General features: G+C 62.5%; 16 protein-coding genes. 11 read left to right on the plus strand and 5 right to left on the minus strand.

Annotated elements, in window-relative coordinates:
* Positions 1-318 precede the first annotated feature (318 nt).
* Genes HMPREF3087_RS04375 through pknB form a run of 7 tightly spaced genes read left to right on the plus strand, consistent with a single transcriptional unit; the run spans position 319 to position 9,903 of the window.
* Positions 319-1,188, plus strand: a complete 870-nt coding sequence (locus tag HMPREF3087_RS04375) for an FhaA domain-containing protein (protein WP_256173039.1) — start codon at positions 319-321, stop codon at positions 1,186-1,188.
* Positions 1,188-1,712 carry an FHA domain-containing protein FhaB/FipA gene (locus tag HMPREF3087_RS04380; RefSeq protein ID WP_070428211.1) on the plus strand — a complete coding sequence of 175 codons (525 nt, stop codon included), beginning with the start codon at positions 1,188-1,190 and terminating at the stop codon, positions 1,710-1,712. Before HMPREF3087_RS04375 ends, HMPREF3087_RS04380 begins: the two co-directional genes overlap by 1 nt.
* Entirely contained in the window at positions 1,709-3,316 is a 1,608-nt protein-coding gene (locus tag HMPREF3087_RS04385; protein WP_083272028.1) for a PP2C family protein-serine/threonine phosphatase, read from the plus strand. The genes HMPREF3087_RS04380 and HMPREF3087_RS04385 overlap by 4 nt, the downstream gene beginning before the upstream one ends.
* Positions 3,313-4,842 carry an FtsW/RodA/SpoVE family cell cycle protein gene (locus HMPREF3087_RS04390; RefSeq protein ID WP_070428212.1) on the plus strand — a complete coding sequence of 510 codons (1,530 nt, stop codon included), beginning with the start codon at positions 3,313-3,315 and terminating at the stop codon, positions 4,840-4,842. The genes HMPREF3087_RS04385 and HMPREF3087_RS04390 overlap by 4 nt, the downstream gene beginning before the upstream one ends.
* Positions 4,839-6,305 (plus strand): peptidoglycan D,D-transpeptidase FtsI family protein, encoded by a 1,467-nt coding sequence (locus HMPREF3087_RS04395; RefSeq protein WP_070428213.1) that lies wholly within the window; start codon positions 4,839-4,841, stop codon positions 6,303-6,305. The genes HMPREF3087_RS04390 and HMPREF3087_RS04395 overlap by 4 nt, the downstream gene beginning before the upstream one ends.
* Positions 6,305-8,062 carry a protein kinase domain-containing protein gene (locus HMPREF3087_RS04400; RefSeq protein ID WP_070428214.1) on the plus strand — a complete coding sequence of 586 codons (1,758 nt, stop codon included), beginning with the start codon at positions 6,305-6,307 and terminating at the stop codon, positions 8,060-8,062. The genes HMPREF3087_RS04395 and HMPREF3087_RS04400 overlap by 1 nt, the downstream gene beginning before the upstream one ends.
* Positions 8,062-9,903 carry a Stk1 family PASTA domain-containing Ser/Thr kinase gene (pknB, locus tag HMPREF3087_RS04405; protein ID WP_370919317.1) on the plus strand — a complete coding sequence of 614 codons (1,842 nt, stop codon included), beginning with the start codon at positions 8,062-8,064 and terminating at the stop codon, positions 9,901-9,903. The genes HMPREF3087_RS04400 and pknB overlap by 1 nt, the downstream gene beginning before the upstream one ends.
* Before the next feature lie 14 nt (positions 9,904-9,917).
* On the opposite strand, the gene HMPREF3087_RS04410 is transcribed toward pknB, so the two are convergent.
* Genes HMPREF3087_RS04410 through HMPREF3087_RS04420 form a run of 3 tightly spaced genes read right to left on the minus strand, consistent with a single transcriptional unit; the run spans position 9,918 to position 11,937 of the window.
* Positions 9,918-10,574: an anthranilate synthase component II gene (locus tag HMPREF3087_RS04410; RefSeq protein ID WP_070428216.1), complete on the minus strand. Its 657-nt coding sequence runs from the start codon at positions 10,572-10,574 to the stop codon at positions 9,918-9,920.
* Positions 10,571-10,789 carry a hypothetical protein gene (locus tag HMPREF3087_RS04415; RefSeq protein WP_070428217.1) on the minus strand — a complete coding sequence of 73 codons (219 nt, stop codon included), beginning with the start codon at positions 10,787-10,789 and terminating at the stop codon, positions 10,571-10,573. Before HMPREF3087_RS04415 ends, HMPREF3087_RS04410 begins: the two co-directional genes overlap by 4 nt.
* A 2-nt stretch (positions 10,790-10,791) precedes the next feature.
* Entirely contained in the window at positions 10,792-11,937 is a 1,146-nt protein-coding gene (locus HMPREF3087_RS04420) for a class E sortase (protein ID WP_070428218.1), read from the minus strand.
* 175 nt (positions 11,938-12,112) lie between these two features.
* On the opposite strand from HMPREF3087_RS04420, the gene HMPREF3087_RS10380 reads away from it, so the two are divergent.
* The 3 genes from HMPREF3087_RS10380 to HMPREF3087_RS04440 all read left to right on the plus strand — a co-directional run bounded on the left by HMPREF3087_RS10380 (position 12,113) and on the right by HMPREF3087_RS04440 (position 14,245).
* Complete coding sequence (locus tag HMPREF3087_RS10380) at positions 12,113-12,784, plus strand: cell division protein CrgA (protein ID WP_256173034.1); 672 nt, start codon at positions 12,113-12,115, stop codon at positions 12,782-12,784.
* Positions 12,775-13,476, plus strand: a complete 702-nt coding sequence (locus HMPREF3087_RS04430) for a membrane protein YczE (RefSeq protein ID WP_256173035.1) — start codon at positions 12,775-12,777, stop codon at positions 13,474-13,476. The genes HMPREF3087_RS10380 and HMPREF3087_RS04430 overlap by 10 nt, the downstream gene beginning before the upstream one ends.
* A 247-nt stretch (positions 13,477-13,723) precedes the next feature.
* The gene (locus HMPREF3087_RS04440) at positions 13,724-14,245 is read left to right on the plus strand and encodes a hypothetical protein (RefSeq protein WP_070428221.1); all 522 of its coding nucleotides are present in this window, start codon (positions 13,724-13,726) and stop codon (positions 14,243-14,245) included.
* Between the two features lie 146 nt (positions 14,246-14,391).
* Here the strand turns inward: HMPREF3087_RS04440 and HMPREF3087_RS04445 are convergent, their stop codons facing one another.
* Both HMPREF3087_RS04445 and HMPREF3087_RS04450 read right to left on the minus strand, forming a co-directional pair.
* Positions 14,392-15,189: a rhomboid family intramembrane serine protease gene (locus tag HMPREF3087_RS04445; protein ID WP_083272030.1), complete on the minus strand. Its 798-nt coding sequence runs from the start codon at positions 15,187-15,189 to the stop codon at positions 14,392-14,394.
* Between the two features lie 241 nt (positions 15,190-15,430).
* Positions 15,431-15,961, minus strand: a complete 531-nt coding sequence (locus tag HMPREF3087_RS04450; protein WP_070428222.1) for a peptidylprolyl isomerase — start codon at positions 15,959-15,961, stop codon at positions 15,431-15,433.
* Between the two features lie 243 nt (positions 15,962-16,204).
* Here HMPREF3087_RS04450 and HMPREF3087_RS04455 point away from each other — a divergent pair, with 243 nt between their 5' ends.
* Complete coding sequence (locus tag HMPREF3087_RS04455; RefSeq protein ID WP_070428223.1) at positions 16,205-17,020, plus strand: hypothetical protein; 816 nt, start codon at positions 16,205-16,207, stop codon at positions 17,018-17,020.
* Positions 17,021-17,458: the final 438 nt, after the last annotated feature.

Below are 17,458 nucleotides of genomic sequence, written 5' to 3' on the forward strand. Positions count from 1 at the left end.
GGAGTCTCCTTACGGCTAAAGCGTGGATTCCTTCCCAACGGGTGTGCGCAACGGCAACCAGACAACCGCCGAGCACACCCAGCCACCCCGCACCCCAACCACCCCGAACCCCAACCACCCACCTAACAACAGCACCCAAACCCCATCAATATCCCCTCAATATCCCCCACGCGTGCGCGATTTCGCGTTAGTGTCAAATCAGCCGCTGCCGCGCACTGTCGGCGGAATATGCGGTTCTCAGGGCCCGCCAAGGCCCGGGCCGTTAATATGGTGAGTTGACTGATTGATCGTCGAAAGGGGGTGGAGCGCACCGTGGGCATGCTCGACCGTTTTGAGCGTGGAATTGAACGCGTGGTCAATGGCGCGTTCGCCAAGGCCTTCCGCTCCCAGGTCGAACCTGTTGAGCTCGCCGGAGCGCTTCGCAAAGAAGCCGACGCACGCGCCGCAGTTGTATCGCGCGGCCGCACACTCACCGCCAACAGCTACACCGTGGAACTGTCCTCGAACGACTTCGAGCGACTGACCCCCATCTTCGACGAGCTCAAAACCGACCTCCGTCAGGTTGTCGGCGAACACGCTGTTGAGCAGGGCTACACCTTCGTCGGCCCCGTCACGGTGGAACTGACCGTCGCATCAGACCTCGACACCGGCGTCTACCGCGTGCTTGCAGGAACTGAGCGCCCTGACGGTTCGCCCGCCGCGCAGCCGGCCAATCGCGGCGGCTACGACCCGGCAAGCCGCGCCAACCCCGTCGTGCCGGAAGCCTACGAACAGTCCCGCCGCCGCGAAGCCAACCCGACGCCTCCCCCAGCCGCCGCACCCCCGGCATCCCCGGCACAAGCACACCCCGCTCCACACCATCCGGACCCCGCACGTCCCGCCCGCCGACAGGCAGCCGCACACTTCACGGTGTCGGTTGGTTCGCGCAGCTACAGGCTGGGCCAGGGGTCAACGATCTTCGGCCGTTCGTCTTCCAGCGCCGACATCGTCATCGACGACCCGGGTGTTTCCCGCCGCCATTTCGAGGTGACCGTCGACGGTTCGCACGCACAGGCCTCTGACCTGGGCTCAACCAACGGCACCCTCTTGGACGGCAAACGCATCTCAAAAGTCAATGTGACCGATGGAACCGTTCTGCAGGCCGGCGACAGCACGGTTGTGTTCCATCGATCGGAAGCAGGGAGCTGATGACAGAGCTCACCGTCATGGTGCTGCGGCTCGCATTCTTCGCGCTGCTGTGGATTTTCGTCTTCCTCGTCGCCGGTGTGCTGCGTCAGGACATCTTCGGTCCGCGCACTAAGGTCCGCCGTCGCAAGGGCGGACGCTCCAAGGGCAACCGCGGCCGCCCGCAAAGCACGCCCGCTGCCGCTCCGACCGCATCCGGCGGCTCTGTTCAGCCCGGCGACCAGGTGACAACGGCCCATCACGCCCAAGTGGTGTTCACATCCGGCGCGCTGCAGGGCAAGGTCATCCCGCTGGGCGGCCAACCAGTGACCATGGGGCGTGCCGGCGGCAATGACGTTGTCCTCCACGATGATTTCGCCTCTGGTGTTCACGCGCGCGTTGTCGCTGACGAGGGCCTGTGGTACATCGAGGATCTCGGTTCTACCAACGGAACGTTCGTCGGCGATCGCAGGCTTCACGGCGCCGTGCCCCTGCCTGCTTTCACACCTGTGCGAATCGGCAACACGACTATGGAGCTGCAGGCATGACGAACGAACTTCCCGAAATCATGTTCAACGCCGCGGTCCGCTCCAATGTTGGTCTGGTGCGTCAGAACAATCAGGACTCCGGCTATGTGGGTCCGAACTTTCTGCTGATCGCCGACGGTATGGGCGGTCACGCTGGCGGTGACGTGGCTTCGGCCATCACGGTCAGCCGTCTGGCTGCCCTGGACACTCCGCAGCACAGCCCTGACCTGCTGGGTGAGCTGCGCTCAGCGATTCTCGAAGCGAACGAGCGGATCAACGCCGCTGTCGCTGAACGCCCCGAACTTGCCGGTATGGGCACGACCGTGACCGCGCTTATGCGCCAGGACAGCCGTCTGTGCTTGGCTCACATCGGCGATTCGCGCGCGTACCTGCTGCGCAACGGCGAACTGACCCAGATGACGTCTGACCACACGTTTGTGCAGATGCTCGTGGACGAGGGCCGTATCACGGAGGACGAGGCGGAGCACCACCCCCAGCGTTCTGTCGTCATGAAGGTGCTCGGGGATGTCGGTTCGACACCGGAGCTCGACATGTCGATCCGCAACGCTCAGCTGGGCGACCGTTGGCTTCTGTGCTCTGACGGGCTGACCGGCTTTGCGGATATTCGCGACATCAAGCAGATTCTCGAAACCGTTGACAACCCCGATGACGCCTGCGACCAGCTGGTGGACCTCGCCCTGGACGGCGGTGGTGCGGACAATGTGACCGTCATCGTCAGCGACATTGTTGAGGCTGACCCCGCGCGCGCTGAAGATCCCGGTTCGAACGCCGGTTCGGTGCGCATCAACCCGCACTACGCGCTTCTGGGCAGTTCAGCTGAGTCCACCCGCCAGATGAACGTCGTCAACGACGATCCTGCCGCTGACACTGACATCATGCACGCCGGCGACATCGCCGCGATGGGCAAGGACACGGGCACCGATGACACCGAAGAGGTCACCCAGCCGACTTCCGCGGATACAGAGCCCGCCACCCAGCCGACCTCCACCTCGGGAGCAGATGACGAGGCGGAGCCGGCTGCCGCCGCAGCCGCACCTGCCGCTCCCGTTGCCTCTGCTGCCGCGGCTTCCGCCGCAGATGAGGAACCGAAGCCCTCCCGCGCCGAGCGCAAAGCCCAGCGCAAGGCTGACAAGAAGGCGTCCAAGCGGGCTGCCGCGGCACGCGACGACGAAGATGACGACGACTACGAAGAAGTGCCCCGCCGCAGCTATTTCGGCTGGATTGTCACGGTGCTCGTGGTTGCTCTTCTGGCCGGTGCGGCCCTGTTCGGGTGGCGCTACATTCAGAACCAGTACTACGTGACCGAAGAGAACGGGCGCGTTGTCGTCTACCAGGGTGTTTCCCAGGACCTGGGCCCCATCAGCTTGTCTCACCTGCAGGAACAGACCGACATCGAGGTCAGCAGCCTGTCGAGCTTCACGCAGGACCGCCTGGGTCAGACGATCCCTGCCGGCTCGAAGGAAGACGTTGACAACATCGTCGACAACCTGCGGAAAGAAGCCAGCCGCGACAGCAGCGGTGACGGCATCCAGGGCGGCGTCAACGACGGAACCGACCCCGCCCCCAGCAGCGATTCAGAATCACCGGGCGGTGACGGACAGTGAGTCGCGCAACCCTGGACGACTACCGCACGGAAGCCGATCAGGTCGAGACTGCCAAGGGTCCGCGCACGTACCGCAATGTTGAGCTGTTCCTTGTCATCATCGCGGTGATTGTCGCCGGCGGTTCCTATGCGCTTGTCGGCATCGGCACTTCCGGGGAAATCCCCGCCAACGTGTACAGCTACACCGGCGTGATCGCCGCTTTCGGCATCGGCATGAACATCGTGCTGCGCTTCCGAGCGAAGTATGCCGACCCCGTGCTGCTGCCGATCGCAGTCATGCTCAACGGCTTGGGCCTGGCGATGATCTTCCGGATCGGGGTTGCCAAGGGATCCACGAGGACTGCGGATTCGCAGCTCATCTGGATGGGCCTGGGCGTCATTCTGTGCGCCGCGGTCATCTTTGTGCTGCGCGATCACCGCATTCTGCGCAACTGGCCCTACATTGCGTTTCTCGCCGGTGTTTTCTTCCTTCTGCTGCCCCTGCTGCCCGGATTGGGCCGGACCATCAACGGTTCGCGCATCTGGATCGGTTTGGGCCCGTTCAGCTTCCAGCCGGGTGAAATCGCCAAAATCTTCTTGGCGATCTTCTTCGCCGGCTATTTCGTCAACTACCGCGACCAGCTGCGCCTGGCCGGTCCGCGAGTCCTTGGGGTGCGCCTGCCGAGGCTGCGGGATACCGGTCCGCTCATCATTGCCTGGATCATTGCGGTTGCCGTCATGGTCTTCCAGACCGACCTGGGTTCAGCACTGCTGTTCTTCGGTCTGTTCGTTGCGATGCTCTACGTAGCAACCGGCATCAAAACGTGGATCTTTTTGGGCCTGTCCATGTTCGCTGCGGCCGCAGTCTCTGCGTATTTCCTGTTTGCGCACTTCTCACAGCGCGTCGACGCGTGGCTCAACGCGCTGTCGCCGGAAGAGTTCAACCGCAAACCCGGCGGTTCCTACCAGCTGGTGCAGGGCATGTTCGGCATGGCCAACGGAGGTCTTTTCGGCACGGGATTCGGCGAGGGCCGCCCGCATATCGTCCCCTATTCGGACTCCGACTTCATCATCGCCAGCTTCGGCGAAGAGATCGGCATGATCGGCCTGTTCGCAATCCTCACGCTGTACCTCATCATGTTCCAGCGCGGCGTGAAGATCGCCGGCAGCCTGCGCGACCAGTTCGGCACCCTGCTGGCTCTGGGTCTTTCGTTCCTCATGGCCTTCCAGACGTTCATCGTCGTCGGCGGTGTTACCCGCCTCATCCCGCTGACCGGTCTGACCACCCCGTTCTTGGCAGCCGGTGGTTCTTCTCTTGTGGCCAACTGGATCATTCTGGGGCTGCTGCTGCGCATGAGCGACAACGCCAGACGCCCACAGGAGGAATTCCAGACGGGCGTGCTGCGGGCGGTCACAGACACCTCGCCCACCGTGCGCACGGATGACGAGGCCGATGTCGAGGCTGACAGTGGCGATTTCGCAACTTCGGACTACAACCCCAGCACCAGCGGCTACGCGCCGAAGCCGGCAGGAGGTGAACAGCAGTGAAGAAATCTCTCAACCACGTATTCATCGTGGGGCTTGTGATGTTTGCCCTGCTGTTCGGTTCGGTCAGCACGGTGCAGTTCCTTGCGGCTGACAGTCTGCGCTCCAACCCGATGAACAACCGCACGCTGCTCGAACAGCTCTCACGGCCGCGCGGTCCGATCCTCATCGACGGTGAACCCGTCGCCAAGTCCGTTCCCGCTGATACGCAGTACAAGTACCAGCGACAGTACGGCGGAGAGGGCCTGCCTGCCGAAATGTATGCGGGCATCACCGGCTACTACTCGGTTATCGGCGGCTCCACTGGAATCGAACGCACCGAGGGCAGCCTCCTGTCGGGCCTGGACGACCGTTTCTTCTACGACCAGATCTCCAACTGGCTGACCGGTCAGGAGAACATGGGCGCAGCCATTGAGCTGACCATCAACCCCAAGGCGCAGAAAGCTGCGTGGAATGCTCTTGGCGGACAGAACGGCGCCGCTGTTGCACTTGACCCGAAGACCGGGCACGTCCTGGCGATGGTGTCGACCCCCGGCTGGGACCCGAACCCCTTGGCTTCGCACGACACGAAGAAAGCCCAGTCGGCCTATGACAAGCTCCTCAAGGCCGACGGTCAGCCCGCTGTGAACAAGGCGATCGGAGGCAAGCAGTACCCACCCGGTTCTGTCTTCAAACTCGTCACCGCGGCCGCAGCTCTCGAACACGGCGACTACACACCGGACACCGTGCTGGATTCACCCACCCGCCTGGACCTTCCGCAGACCAGCGCGACCATCGGCAATGCCGGCGGCGCAGCCTGCGGCAGCGGCGGCAAGGCCACCTTCGAACACGCTCTTGCAAAGTCGTGCAACACAACCTTTGCCAAGCTTGGCATGGACATCGGCGAAGACGCGATGGCTGAAACGGCCTCCAAGTTCGGCTTCGGCGAAAGCTTCGAATCACCCATCAAGGTCGACGCTTCGCAGTTCCCGGAGGACCTCAATCCCCCACAGCTGGCACAGTCGTCCATTGGACAGTACGAAGTCCGCACCACGCCCATGCAGATGGCCATGGTCGCCGCGGCAATCGCGAATGACGGCAAAGAAATGCAGCCCAACCTCGTCAAGCAGGTCAAGAACGCCCGCACGCTCGAGGTGATGGAAACCCCGCGGCCGAAGACCTTCTCGAAGCCCATGAGCAAAGAGTCGGCCGGCTACCTCAACCAGATGATGCAGAAGGTCGTCACCGACGGCACCGGCGGGGCGGGAGCAATTCCGGGTGTCAAGGTCGCTGCGAAGACCGGCACGGCACAGCATGCGAAAGGCGCGGCACCCCACGCCTGGTACACATCGTTTGCTCCGGCTGACGACCCCCAGGTGGCCGTGGCAGTAGTAGTAGAGAACGGCGGTGCAGCAGGATCGGCAGCATCCGGCGGGCGCACTGCGGGACCGATAGCAAAGAAGATCATGGAGGCGGTGATCAGCTGATGAAGCCAGAAGCAGGCACGGTGCTCGGCGGACGCTACGAACTCACCACCCGCATCGCCGTCGGCGGAATGGGCGAAGTGTGGAAGGGAACCGACAACCTTCTCGGCCGCCCTGTCGCAGCGAAGATCATGAAGGACGAATACCGGGACGACGAGGGCTTCCTCGCTCGGTTCCGGGCCGAAGCACGCTCAATGGGCGCGGTGTCCGACCCCGGCATTGCCGGTGTGTACGACTACGGCGAAGAAACCGGCGCACCCTACTTGGTTATGGAGTACGTGCCCGGCGAAGCGCTGTCGGCAATCATCGAACGCGACGGCGCTATGAGCGAAGTCGATGCTCTCAACATCACCGCGCAGGCCGCCCAGGCACTCGATGCCGCCCACAAGGCCGGTGTGGTGCACCGTGACATCAAACCGGGCAACCTGCTCATCACCCCGGACTTCCGGGTGAAGATCACCGACTTCGGCATTGCCCGCGTGGCCGACCAGGCTCCGCTGACCCGCACCGGTCAGGTGATGGGCACCGCCCAGTACCTGGCTCCGGAACAGGCCACCGGCAAGGGCTCGGTGCCCCAGTCCGACCTGTATTCGCTCGGCATCATCCTGTACGAACTGCTGGCGGGCCGCCGTCCGTTCATCGGCGAAACCCAGGTTGAGATCGCCATTGCGCAGGTCAACCGCAAGCACCCCGCCCTGCCGGAAACCGTTTCGGCACCCGTGCAGAGGCTCGTGGACTGCCTGCTGGCCAAGAAGCCTGGGCAGCGTCCGGCTGACGGCGCATCTGTGGCCACGGCTGCGCGTGCCCTGATGGACGGCGACATCGCGGCTGCGGAAGCCGCCATCCCCCAGCTGGCGCCGAATGCCGGCGGACAGACCGCCGCAACACAGGTGATCGGCTCTGACGAAGCTTCGACGACCGTGCTGAACCACACCTCGGAGCAGGCGGCCGCACAGCCGGCGGGCATCCAGCGCGGATACCTGGCGGGACCAGAGCCGACGTCAGAAGAACTCGAAGAACCCGAAGAGCGCAAGAAGGGCGGCGCAGGCGCCAAAGCTGCGATCGCGATTCTTGTGATTGCCCTTCTGGGTCTGCTGGGCTGGGGTGCGTGGGCGCTGTTCGGTGAACAGCTGTTCGGCGATCAGACCACGGATGAACAGTCCGAAATGGTCGAGATCAACCCCAGCGACTATGTCGGCAAGGACTACCGCGACGCAAAGGCTGACCTGCGGGATATTGGCCTCAAGGCCGAAAAGACCCTGGAATACTCTGACGAACCAGAAGGCACCGTCACAGCTGTGCAGCCCGGTGAGAACGGCTACAGCTTCCCGTCCGGTTCGCGAGTAACACTGGTGGTTTCGCGCGGTTCTGAGCCAACTCAGAACGACCCCGCTGACAACCAGGACAGCCAGCCTGAGCAGCAGGAACAGCAGCCGCAGGAGCGCAAGCGCCCCAGCGACTCGAACCAGGGCGGTTCCGACCAGGGTGGATCCGACCAGGGCGGCTCGAACCAGCAGGACGGTTCCGGCGGTTCTGGTTCTGACAACGGCGGCGGGTCCAATGACAGCCCCGGAAATTCGGGCGATGCGCCGGGTCAGGACCGCGGAAACTCCGGCAATGCTCCGGGACAGAACAAGGACCAGGGAGGCCAAGGCGGCCAGAACGGTTCCGACCAGGGCAATTCGGGACAGGGTGGTTCCGGCCAGGGCGGCGGAAAAGTGACCGGCGGGGACTCCGCCTCGAACAGCGGAGGTAAATGATGCCAGATTCACGTCTGCTTCTGGGCCGTTATGAGATCAAGGAGCTCCTGGGTCGCGGCGGTATGGCCGAAGTGCATGCGGGAACTGACCGCAGGCTCGGCCGTCGTGTTGCAATCAAACTGCTGCGCAGCGACCTGGCCCGTGACAATTCCTTCCACGAGCGCATCAACCGCGAAGCCCAGTCGGCTGCCCGGCTGAACCACCCCGGCATCGTCAGCGTCTACGACTCCGGCGAAGAGGCCGTGGTGGAGTCCGGCGGCGGCGAAGTCATGGTGCCGTTCATCGTCATGGAGTACGTGGAGGGCCAGACTCTGCGTGAGGTTCTCTCAACCCACGGGCCGCTGACGGTTCAGGAATCACTGGACATCATTGCCGGTGTCCTGGCGCCCCTGGACTACAGCCACCGCAATGGGATCGTCCACCGTGACATCAAGCCCGCCAACGTCATGCTCACTCCCGAAGGTGACATCAAGGTCATGGACTTCGGGATTGCGCGCGCACTTGAGGACACGGGTTCGCTGACTCAGACCTCGTCTGTTGTCGGCACTGCTCAGTACCTCTCCCCCGAACAGGCCCGAGGCGAAGTTGTCGACGCTCGCTCCGACCTGTACTCGACGGCGTGCCTGCTGTATGAGCTGCTCACGGGACAGCCGCCGTTCACGGGTGATTCGCAGCTGGCCGTGGCGTACCAGCACGTGGGCGAAACCCCGCGTCCGCCTTCGGAGATCAACCCGAACATTCCGCCGTCGGTGGACCGTCTGGTGCTGCACGCTCTGAGCAAGAGCCGTGATGAGCGCTACCAGGATGCGTTCACGTTCCGCGAGGATGTTCTGGCTGCCCGCGATGGTCGTCCCATGAGCATTGACGGCGGCGACCCGAACGCAACCCAGATCTACACCCCGGCCCCGGCGACCGCAGCAACGCAGATGGTCGCTCCCGTCGGCGTGGGCACCGGCCCGCAGACCATGGGGCCACATGATGAGCTGAGCAGCACCTCGGGCTTTTCGACCCTGCCCAACCGCGACGAAGAAGAGGAAAAGGACAAGAAGAAGCGCAGCTGGCTGTGGATTCTTGCGACGATCCTCGTCCTTGTTTTGGGCGGCTTGGGTCTGTGGGTGTACCAGCTGTCCAAACCGCAGGAACCGCCCACGATCGAGCTTGCTGACCTGAAGGACGTTTCTGAAGAAGAGGCGCTGAAGTGGTTGGCGGACAACAACCTCAACGGGCTGACCGAGGAGGTCAACGACGACGATGTCGAGGAGGGCAACGTCGTCAAGACTGACCCCGAAGGCGGCTCTGTTGTCCAGGTGGGTTCGGATGTCACGGTGTTCGTATCTGTTGGGCCGGCCGAGGTGACAGTTCCGGATGTTTCGGGACAGACCGAGTCTTTGGCTCGCCAGACGCTGGAAGAGGCTGGTCTGAAGGGCGGTTCGAACACCGAAGAGAACTCGCCTGACGTTGATAAGGGCACGGTGCTCAAGACCAAGCCCGGTAAGGATTCGAAGGTCGAGAAGGGTTCGGCTGTTGACCTGGTTCTGTCTTCGGGACGGGTTGATGTTCCGGATGTCACCGGCAAGACCGCTGATGAGGCCTGCGAAATCCTGACTGGCGAAAAGCACCAGCTGCAGTGCAACACCGAAGAGGTCGAAACGAACGACCACGAGGCCGGCAAAGTGTTCTCGCAATCGGTCAAGGGCGGTTCGTCAACCGAGCAGCACTCGACGATCACCATCAAGGTGGCGAAGGAAAAGCCGACGCCCACTCCGACGCCGACGCCGGCAGATGACAACACTGATGACGAGGGATGGCCTCTTCTGCCGGGAGCAGATGACGATTCGTGATTCCGCTGCGGCGCTCAGCTGCTTAGCGCCGCGGCTGACGCCACTGGCGTGCGGTTGTGTGCGGCGGCGATTGCCTGCCGCATACCGCAGGCGGCCAGGAAGTTCGCGACCATCGTGTAGCCGCTCTGCGTGAGAACACTTTCGGGGTGGAACTGCACGCCGTGCAGCGGCGCATTGCGATGGCGGATGCCCATGATGACGCCGTCTTCTGTCTGTGCGGTGACTTCGAAGACGTCCTGCGGGAGGCTGTCGTCCACGATTGCCAGGGAATGGTAGCGGGTGGCTGTCAGCGGTGAAGGGCAGCCGGCGAAAACCGATTCTCCGTTGTGGACGACCAGCGAGGTTTTGCCGTGCATGAGAACCGGCGAACGGTCGACCACGGCCCCGAACACCTCACCCAGCACCTGGTGACCCAGGCACACACCGAAGTACGGCAGCGAGTGCTGAGCGGCCCATCGTGCGATGTCGGCGCTGATGCCGGCTTCAGCCGGCGTTCCCGGCCCCGGCGAGATCAGGACCCCGTCGTACTTCGGCAGGAGTTCCTCCAGCTGGTCGGCGGTGATGTCGTCATTGCGGACGACATCGGTCTGCGCGCCGAGTTCCTGCACGTAGCTGACCAGGGTGTAGACGAAGGAATCGTAGTTGTCGATCACGAGGATGCGAGCGATCACAGGTCTGCTCCCGGGATGATTGTGTCAACTGCTGCGTGGGCTGTTGCGTGGAAAGCCCGGCCTTCGATTGTGGCGTCGTTGAACGGCATGTAGGGCGCGATCACGGGGAACACGTACTGCATGAGCACAAACACAATGATCGCGATCAGCAGTGCGCTGATGATGGTTTTGACGAACCAGTTGCCCGGCAGCAGACGCCAAATGAATTCATACATGCTTACTTCCCTCCGGCTTTCTCGAAGGCGGGAAGGTCGGCAAGTTCCTTGGGAACGTCCGTGCCGGCCGGCGACCAGTCGGTGAGCGTCGCGTAGGCGATGTAGCGTTCACGCGCAGAGAACATGGGGTTGCACGCCGTGAGCGTCATGATCCGGTCCTTGCCCTTGTATTCGGGGGCTGCGGGAACAGGTGCGAGTACTTCCGTGGCGTCGGGCAGGGTGATGTCGTAGTTGCGGAAGGTGTAGGTGTACACGCCTTCCTTCGTTTGGATGTAGATCCTGTCGCCGGGCTGCATTTCGGCGATCAGGTTGAGCGGCTTTCCGTAGGTCACGCGGTGGCCGGCCATAGCGAAGTTGCCGACTTCACCAGGTTTGGCTGTTGACGGGTAGTGGCCCATGCCCATGCGGTTGAGCACGGGTTCCAACGACACGCCTTCCGCGATGGTGCGGTAGTAGTTGGGGCCGAACCGCGGGATGTACATGATGCCGAAGGCTTCGTTCTCAGCCGGCAGTGCGGCTGGCACGGGGGTGTCAGGGTCTTCGGGCAGTTTGTCGAGCGGATTTTCGCGCCACTTTTCGGCAAGGGACCCGGCCAGGTGCTGGTTGTCTTTGTTCGCTTCGATGTCGGTCCACCACAGTTGCCACACCACGAACAGGATGAGGATGAGGCCGGCTGTGATGCACAGTTCGCCGAAGCCGCGGATGGTACCGCGGACAAAGCCGAGGGGTTCAGGTTCCGGCTTTGTGGACTTTGCCGGTGGGGCTGGTGCGGGTTCAGCGTGCCCGGTGGGGGCGCTGTAAGCGGCAGGCTGGCTGTAGCCGGTCGGCGCGCTGTGGCCCTGGTTCGGTGCGGTGGTGTGCTGCGGTCCGGTACCGTAGGCACGGCGGGCATCGCGAGCTGCCGGGCGGATGTAGGGGCGCTCCCCCACCGCCGGCATGGGCGAGGTGGCGGCACCGTCATCTTCTGCCGCAGGGTACGAGGTGGATTCTGCCGGAGCCTCTGTTTCGCGGCTGGGTTCGCGGTTGGGCCGCTGCGATCCCTCTGGGTGCACAGCGTAGGTTTCGCCAGCAGATTCGGCTTGTTCGGCACGCTGGGCTTCAGCCCGCTCACGCGCGATGCGTTCTTTGCGCGTCAGTGGTTGATCCACGTGTGTCCTCTTAGCTTTCCAACGATCCCAGCGGGGATATCCGGCTGTTTCCTCGAGCCATCATAGTGGCTCAAGCCGGCGTTCTTGTGCTATGCGAGCCAAAAACGACTAACATACCCTGAGGAATTCCGATATGCCGTTGTTTGGCCTGCACAAGGCCAACCGAAGGAGAACTGTGGCCTCGTCAAGCAAGCGCGAAGACAACCTCAAGGCGACCTCATCGCAGGTGCCCGCCGAAGCCGACGCTGAAGAAGCGGTCGAATCGGCTGAACTCGACGCGAGCAGCGCAGAATCGGACGACAGCGCGAAGGCTGCTGACAAGGGCTCTGGCAAGGCAGCTGGCAAGGGCTCCAAGAAGGCAAAGAAGACCGAGGACGCAGACAAGAGCGGCACCTCGGAAGACAAAAACGCTTCTGACGAAAAGTCGGGCAGCAAGAAGGCTGACGACAAAGACTCGGACGACAAGAAGGCCGACGAAAAGTCGGCCAAGAAGAAGGCCGACAAGAAAGCGGAAGACAAGGGCACCTCGGGCGCTAAGCAGAAGAACCGCAAGTCCGCGCCCGCCAAGAAGTCGAAGAACGCCGCAAAGTCGGGCAACCCGGCAAAGCGCGCATCGGCGCGCAAGCAGACCAAGTACCAGTCCGGCAGCTCGGATACCAGCGTGCGCCCAAACCCGCGCTGGTTCCTGCCGACCATGCTCGGCATCATCATCCTGGGCATGCTGTGGTTGATCGTGTTCTACCTGTCCGGTGGTGAGTTCCCCGTGAAGGTGTGGGGTAACTGGAACCTGCTGGCAGGCTTCGGAATCATGGTCGTCGGCCTGGCGATGTCCACCAGATGGCGGTGAGTCCTGGCGGAGGCCAGGGCGGATCAGGCGGTTCAGGCCAGCGCGGCGGTGCCGCAGATTTTCGCCTCCTAGCTCAAGCACCCCTCGGATGGAGGCTGACGGCTCTCTTTGTGGGGCTTGCCTTCTACGGGCTGTCCTCGGGACTCATGGTGATGTCCAACCTGGGGCCCGTACCGTGGGATGTTCTGCACCAGGGCATTTCGCACCACGTGCCGCTGTCGATCGGCACAATCATCGTGATCGTGTCGCTCATCGTTCTGCTGGCATGGATTCCGCTCAAGCAGAAGCCCGGGCTGGGCACGTTTGCCAACGCGATTCTGGTGGGCGTCTGGCTGGACTTCTTTGTGTGGCTGATCGGCTACCCGGAGCAGATGTGGGTGCGGATCCTGTTCATGATCTCCGGCATTGTCCTCAACGCGATTGCCACGGTTCTGTACATCATTCCGAATTTTGGGCCCGGGCCGCGTGACGGCCTTATGACCGGGCTGACCCGTGTGACCGGCAAACCCGTGTGGATGGTGCGCTCAGTTATTGAGGTTTTGGTTCTTGTTACGGGCGTCCTGCTGGGCGGACTGCTGTGGATCGGCACATTTGCGTATGCGTTCCTGATCGGCCCGCTGACGAACTTCTTCCTGCGAGTCGCGCAGAGGATCTTCGGACCGTCAGATCCTCTGGTCAGCGACGAGACGTAGTCAGGCCTGACTCGGCGGTCGGTTGGGGCGGCACCAGCGTTGATGCCTCTGGTGCAGATTCACGCGGTAATGCGGATTTGCGCTGTGTTGCGGCGCATTAGCGCGTGAATCTGCATTAAGGCGCAAATCTGGCCCGCTTGGATGCATGCTTCGAGAAGCCGCGAAGTAAAAAGGCCATTCTGGATAAGCGCACCAAGATGCACAATGCTTATAAAAAGTACTATCAGTGCTGAATGAAAGAGCTGATGTGACTGCATGGTATAAAATCTGGCCGCTGAGTTCTCAGAGGGACTTCTGGATTCGCACGACCTGGGAGGGCCGTCCGGACCTGGGCTCTCCGACGCTTGAGGATGGGCGAAAGGTCGTCGATGTCATAGCTGACGGGAAGCTTGACGAGATCCCGTTTCCTGTGTGGTTTGAGCGCAATACGAACAGTCGCGGCAAGCGCCGCGGCGATATCCTCTGGGGCGGCCCTCCGACTCTTGTGTCCCAGCGCTTCGCCGACGCAGTGGCTGAACTCGGTGTGACGGGATGCTCGACGTTCGACGTCGACCTTTACAGCCTGAACGAAGGACGAGTCGACGGATACGTCGGATTCGCTGAGAATATTGAGGGGACGAGCGAGATCAGCTCATACGCGTGGCGAGAGGGTGCTCACAGCTATGCGTGGATCGTCAGCGAACGCGTGCTTGAAGGGCTGAAAGCTCGCGGGGTAGACATGTTCGAGGTCGAACCATTCGACGAGAAGCGCCGTTTCCCGCGAATATAGGCCGATTCTGTCGACCAATGTCCCCGATCAGTACATCTAGTTAGGAGAATCGGCCGGACGCGGCGGAAGGTTTCGCACGCTGGACGGTCGCCCCAGACGCTTCCGCTGCGTCAGGCGGCTACACCAGACGCCACTAGCCCGCTGCGTCACACAACCGTGTAGGCGGCAACGAGGACGACCGTCGTCAGAACAGCTGCCACCCAGAATGCGATTCGCGCGGCAGGGCTGCTTGCCGGGACGACGGGTGTGGGCTCCATGCCAATGCCGCCGCGCACATAGCGTTTGGCAAGGATGCCGGCGCCGCGCGGCATAACGCGGGCGATCCCGAGCACGAATCCCACGGCGAGTCCGCCCAGGTGAGCCTGCCAGGCGATGTTCGAGTCGATCGTCACGAGTGCCATGTTGAGGCACAGAAACAGCACGATGCCCATGAGGTTCCGGTCCAGCCGGCTGGTGGGGGCCAGCAGTGTGCCCACAACGGCGAACACAGCACCCGATGCGCCCACGTACGCAGAGCTGAACTCAGGTGTTCCCGGCGCAGCCAACAGCAGCGTGAGAACGGACCCGCCGAATGCGCCCACAATGTAGGTGACCAGCATGAACACGTGTCCCATAGAGCGTTCGACAAACGATCCGAAGAAGAACAGACCCAGCATGTTGAACAGCACGTGGCCGGGGTTGGGCTGCGCGTGAACTAGTGCCGCGGCCAGTGCGCGCCACGGCTCTTCGTGGGCAAGGACAGGAGCGAAAGCAAAACGCCTCTGCAGTTCGAGCGACGGCAGGAACTGCAGCAGGAAGAACACGAAGGTGATCGCGATGATCGTCCACGTCACGTACGGCCGCGTCAACACGATTGCCGAGCCGCTTGAGCTTGCCTGCTGAGCGGGCACACTGTTCGGGTCGGGTTCTTCCGAAAAGGGGGCCGCACCTGCTGATTCGCTCATGCACACGAGGATAGCCGAGCACCTTCACCACCCTGATCAGGCTTGGGATGACGAGGTGCCGCCCGGCTTACACAACACCAGAACCCGGGAGAGGCTGGGAAACCGGGGCGGCACCTCGGCGGTCTAGTTCAGGACCGGCACCCGGGTGGCCGGGGCTGGGACTCGACCGGCGCCTCGTGAGTGTGGCCCTGGGAAAGAAACAGCGCCGCAGCAGAAGCTGCGGCGCTGCAAAAAGCTCAGATCAGAGAACTTCGACCGATTCGATGGTGACGTCCTCGATCGGACGGTCCATAGCGCCGGTGGGCGAGGCTTCGATCTTTTCGACAACCGCGAGCGAGTCAGCGTCGGCAACTTCACCGAAGATGGTGTGCTTGCCGTTGAGCCACGGGGTTTCGGCGGTGGTGATGAAGAACTGCGAGCCGTTGGTGCCGCGGCCGCCGCGGGTACCGGCGTTCGCCATGGCCAGGAGGCCCTTCTTGGTGAACTGCAGTTCGGGGTGGATTTCATCGTCGAACATGTAGCCGGGGCCGCCGGTGCCGGTGCCGACGGGGCAGCCGCCCTGGATCATGAAGTTCGAGATGATGCGGTGGAAGCCCAGACCGTCGTAGTACGGGGTGGGGTTGGAACGGCCGGCGTCGTCCTTGTATTCGCGTTCGCCCTTGGCCAGTTCAACGAAGTTGGCAACCGTCTTCGGAGCGTGGTTGCCGAAGAGGTCAAGTTTGATGTCGCCCTTGTTGGTGTGCAGGATGACCTGCTGTGTAGCAATACTCATGGCTTCAGTCTGTCATGAACCACTGACATGAACCTTATTTGCCCCTGATGTTCCGCTGGGAGCTTACGCTGTTGGTGGAAAACGTATGGAATGCGGTCCGCTGTTAGTGGAAATACCGTCAGAATCTGGCTTTTCGGCCGCCTGGGGTCCCCTCGTGTCAGTGCTGACCAGTACGATGGAAGTGACGAATGGCGCACACGCATTCCCTGCACTGTGCAGGGTCGAACATCCCAGGAGGGTGAAATGTTCAAGAAGAAGTCCGCACCGAAGTCGTTTCTCGAGAACGTCGACAACGCCGTACACAACCTGACCGAAAAGGCAGGTCAGCTCCTGCAGGACGGCACCGAGGCTGCACGCCCCGCCCTGAAGGAAGCCGGAGACCGCCTGCAGAAGACCGCCGACAACGTCCGCCCCCAGCTCGAAGACTGGGCTGAGCAGGGCCTCGGCAAGATCGAAGACGGTCTTGAATACGGTCGTTCCAAGGCTGCCGAAGCCCAGGGTCTCCTGGTGGCTCGCGGCGGCGAACGCGCTTCCGACCACGCCAAGACGATTGCCGCTGGTTCGAAGGACGCAGCGAAGGCCATTCGCAACGCTGAAACCCCCAAGGCTCTTGACGAACTGATTGAACGCGTCACGGGCAAGAAGGGCCAGGTCAAGAAGTTCAAGAAGCTCGCCGCTAAGCGCGCTGACGAACTCGCCAAGGCTTCGCGCAAGGCCTCGAAGCAGGCGGCGAAGGAAGCTCGCAAGGCTCAGGGCAAGCGCGGCATGTGGATCGTGTGGCTGCTGGCTCTGACCGGTGTTGGCCTGATCGGCTACTACGTCTGGACCAAGGTCAAGCCGGTTGAAGACCCATGGTCGGAACCGCTGCCGGGCAACCGTCCCGCTGACGCTCGTCCAGTTGGTTCGCACCGCACCACCACCGTTGTCGAAGACGTTCCTGCGCCGCTGAACGAAGACGGCGAAGTCATTGTCGAACAGGACGGCCGCAACGTTGCTGAAGGCGACGCCGCTGTTGTCAACGACCTGATCGACGAAGACGAAGAAGACAACAAGGCCTGATCCTTGTTCTGAGGTAGGGAGCGTGGCCTGGCTGGGCGTTTGGCCCGTTAGGCAAGTGGCCTGGTTGGGGCCGCACAGCTGAAGGGCTCGCTGCCTGACTGATTTCCCGAGGCGGAACTCACTTTGGTGAGTTCCGCCTCGTCTGTGTTTGGGGTGGGAGCACGAGGTGTGGGTCCGGGCGCTGGCGAGTGTGCGGGTGCGTCAGAACCAGCTAGACGAGACGACTAACCGGCTGCCGCCACATACCTACACCACACCCGCAAGCGAAAGAAACACCCATTAGACGAAATCTGCGCCTTAGCCGCACAAAGACTCCCCTTAGCCGGGATCCGCGCTTTAGCAACCACTGCTAACGGGAGTTTTTGTTGCTAACCGGTGTGCGGGTGCATCAGAGCCAACAAGACGAGGCGACTAACCGGCTGCCGCCACATACCTACA

The sequence above is a fragment of the Brevibacterium sp. HMSC22B09 genome (genome assembly GCF_001806795.1).
In the GTDB taxonomy this organism is placed as follows: domain Bacteria; phylum Actinomycetota; class Actinomycetes; order Actinomycetales; family Brevibacteriaceae; genus Brevibacterium; species Brevibacterium ravenspurgense.

Excerpts from the sequence above, each read along its gene's own strand:
- HMPREF3087_RS04385 (WP_083272028.1), top strand. The coding sequence starts at position 1,709 with ATGACGAACGAACTTCCCGAAATCATGTTCAACGCCGCGGTCCGCTCC.
- HMPREF3087_RS04375 (WP_256173039.1), top strand. The coding sequence starts at position 319 with ATGCTCGACCGTTTTGAGCGTGGAATTGAACGCGTGGTCAATGGCGCG.
- HMPREF3087_RS04455 (WP_070428223.1), top strand. The coding sequence starts at position 16,205 with ATGTTCAAGAAGAAGTCCGCACCGAAGTCGTTTCTCGAGAACGTCGAC.
- HMPREF3087_RS04445 (WP_083272030.1), bottom strand. The coding sequence starts at position 15,189 with ATGAGCGAATCAGCAGGTGCGGCCCCCTTTTCGGAAGAACCCGACCCG.
- HMPREF3087_RS04415 (WP_070428217.1), bottom strand. The coding sequence starts at position 10,789 with ATGTATGAATTCATTTGGCGTCTGCTGCCGGGCAACTGGTTCGTCAAA.
- HMPREF3087_RS04430 (WP_256173035.1), top strand. The coding sequence starts at position 12,775 with ATGGCGGTGAGTCCTGGCGGAGGCCAGGGCGGATCAGGCGGTTCAGGC.
- HMPREF3087_RS04450 (WP_070428222.1), bottom strand. The coding sequence starts at position 15,961 with ATGAGTATTGCTACACAGCAGGTCATCCTGCACACCAACAAGGGCGAC.
- HMPREF3087_RS04400 (WP_070428214.1), top strand. The coding sequence starts at position 6,305 with ATGAAGCCAGAAGCAGGCACGGTGCTCGGCGGACGCTACGAACTCACC.
- HMPREF3087_RS04380 (WP_070428211.1), top strand. The coding sequence starts at position 1,188 with ATGACAGAGCTCACCGTCATGGTGCTGCGGCTCGCATTCTTCGCGCTG.
- pknB (WP_370919317.1), top strand. The coding sequence starts at position 8,062 with ATGCCAGATTCACGTCTGCTTCTGGGCCGTTATGAGATCAAGGAGCTC.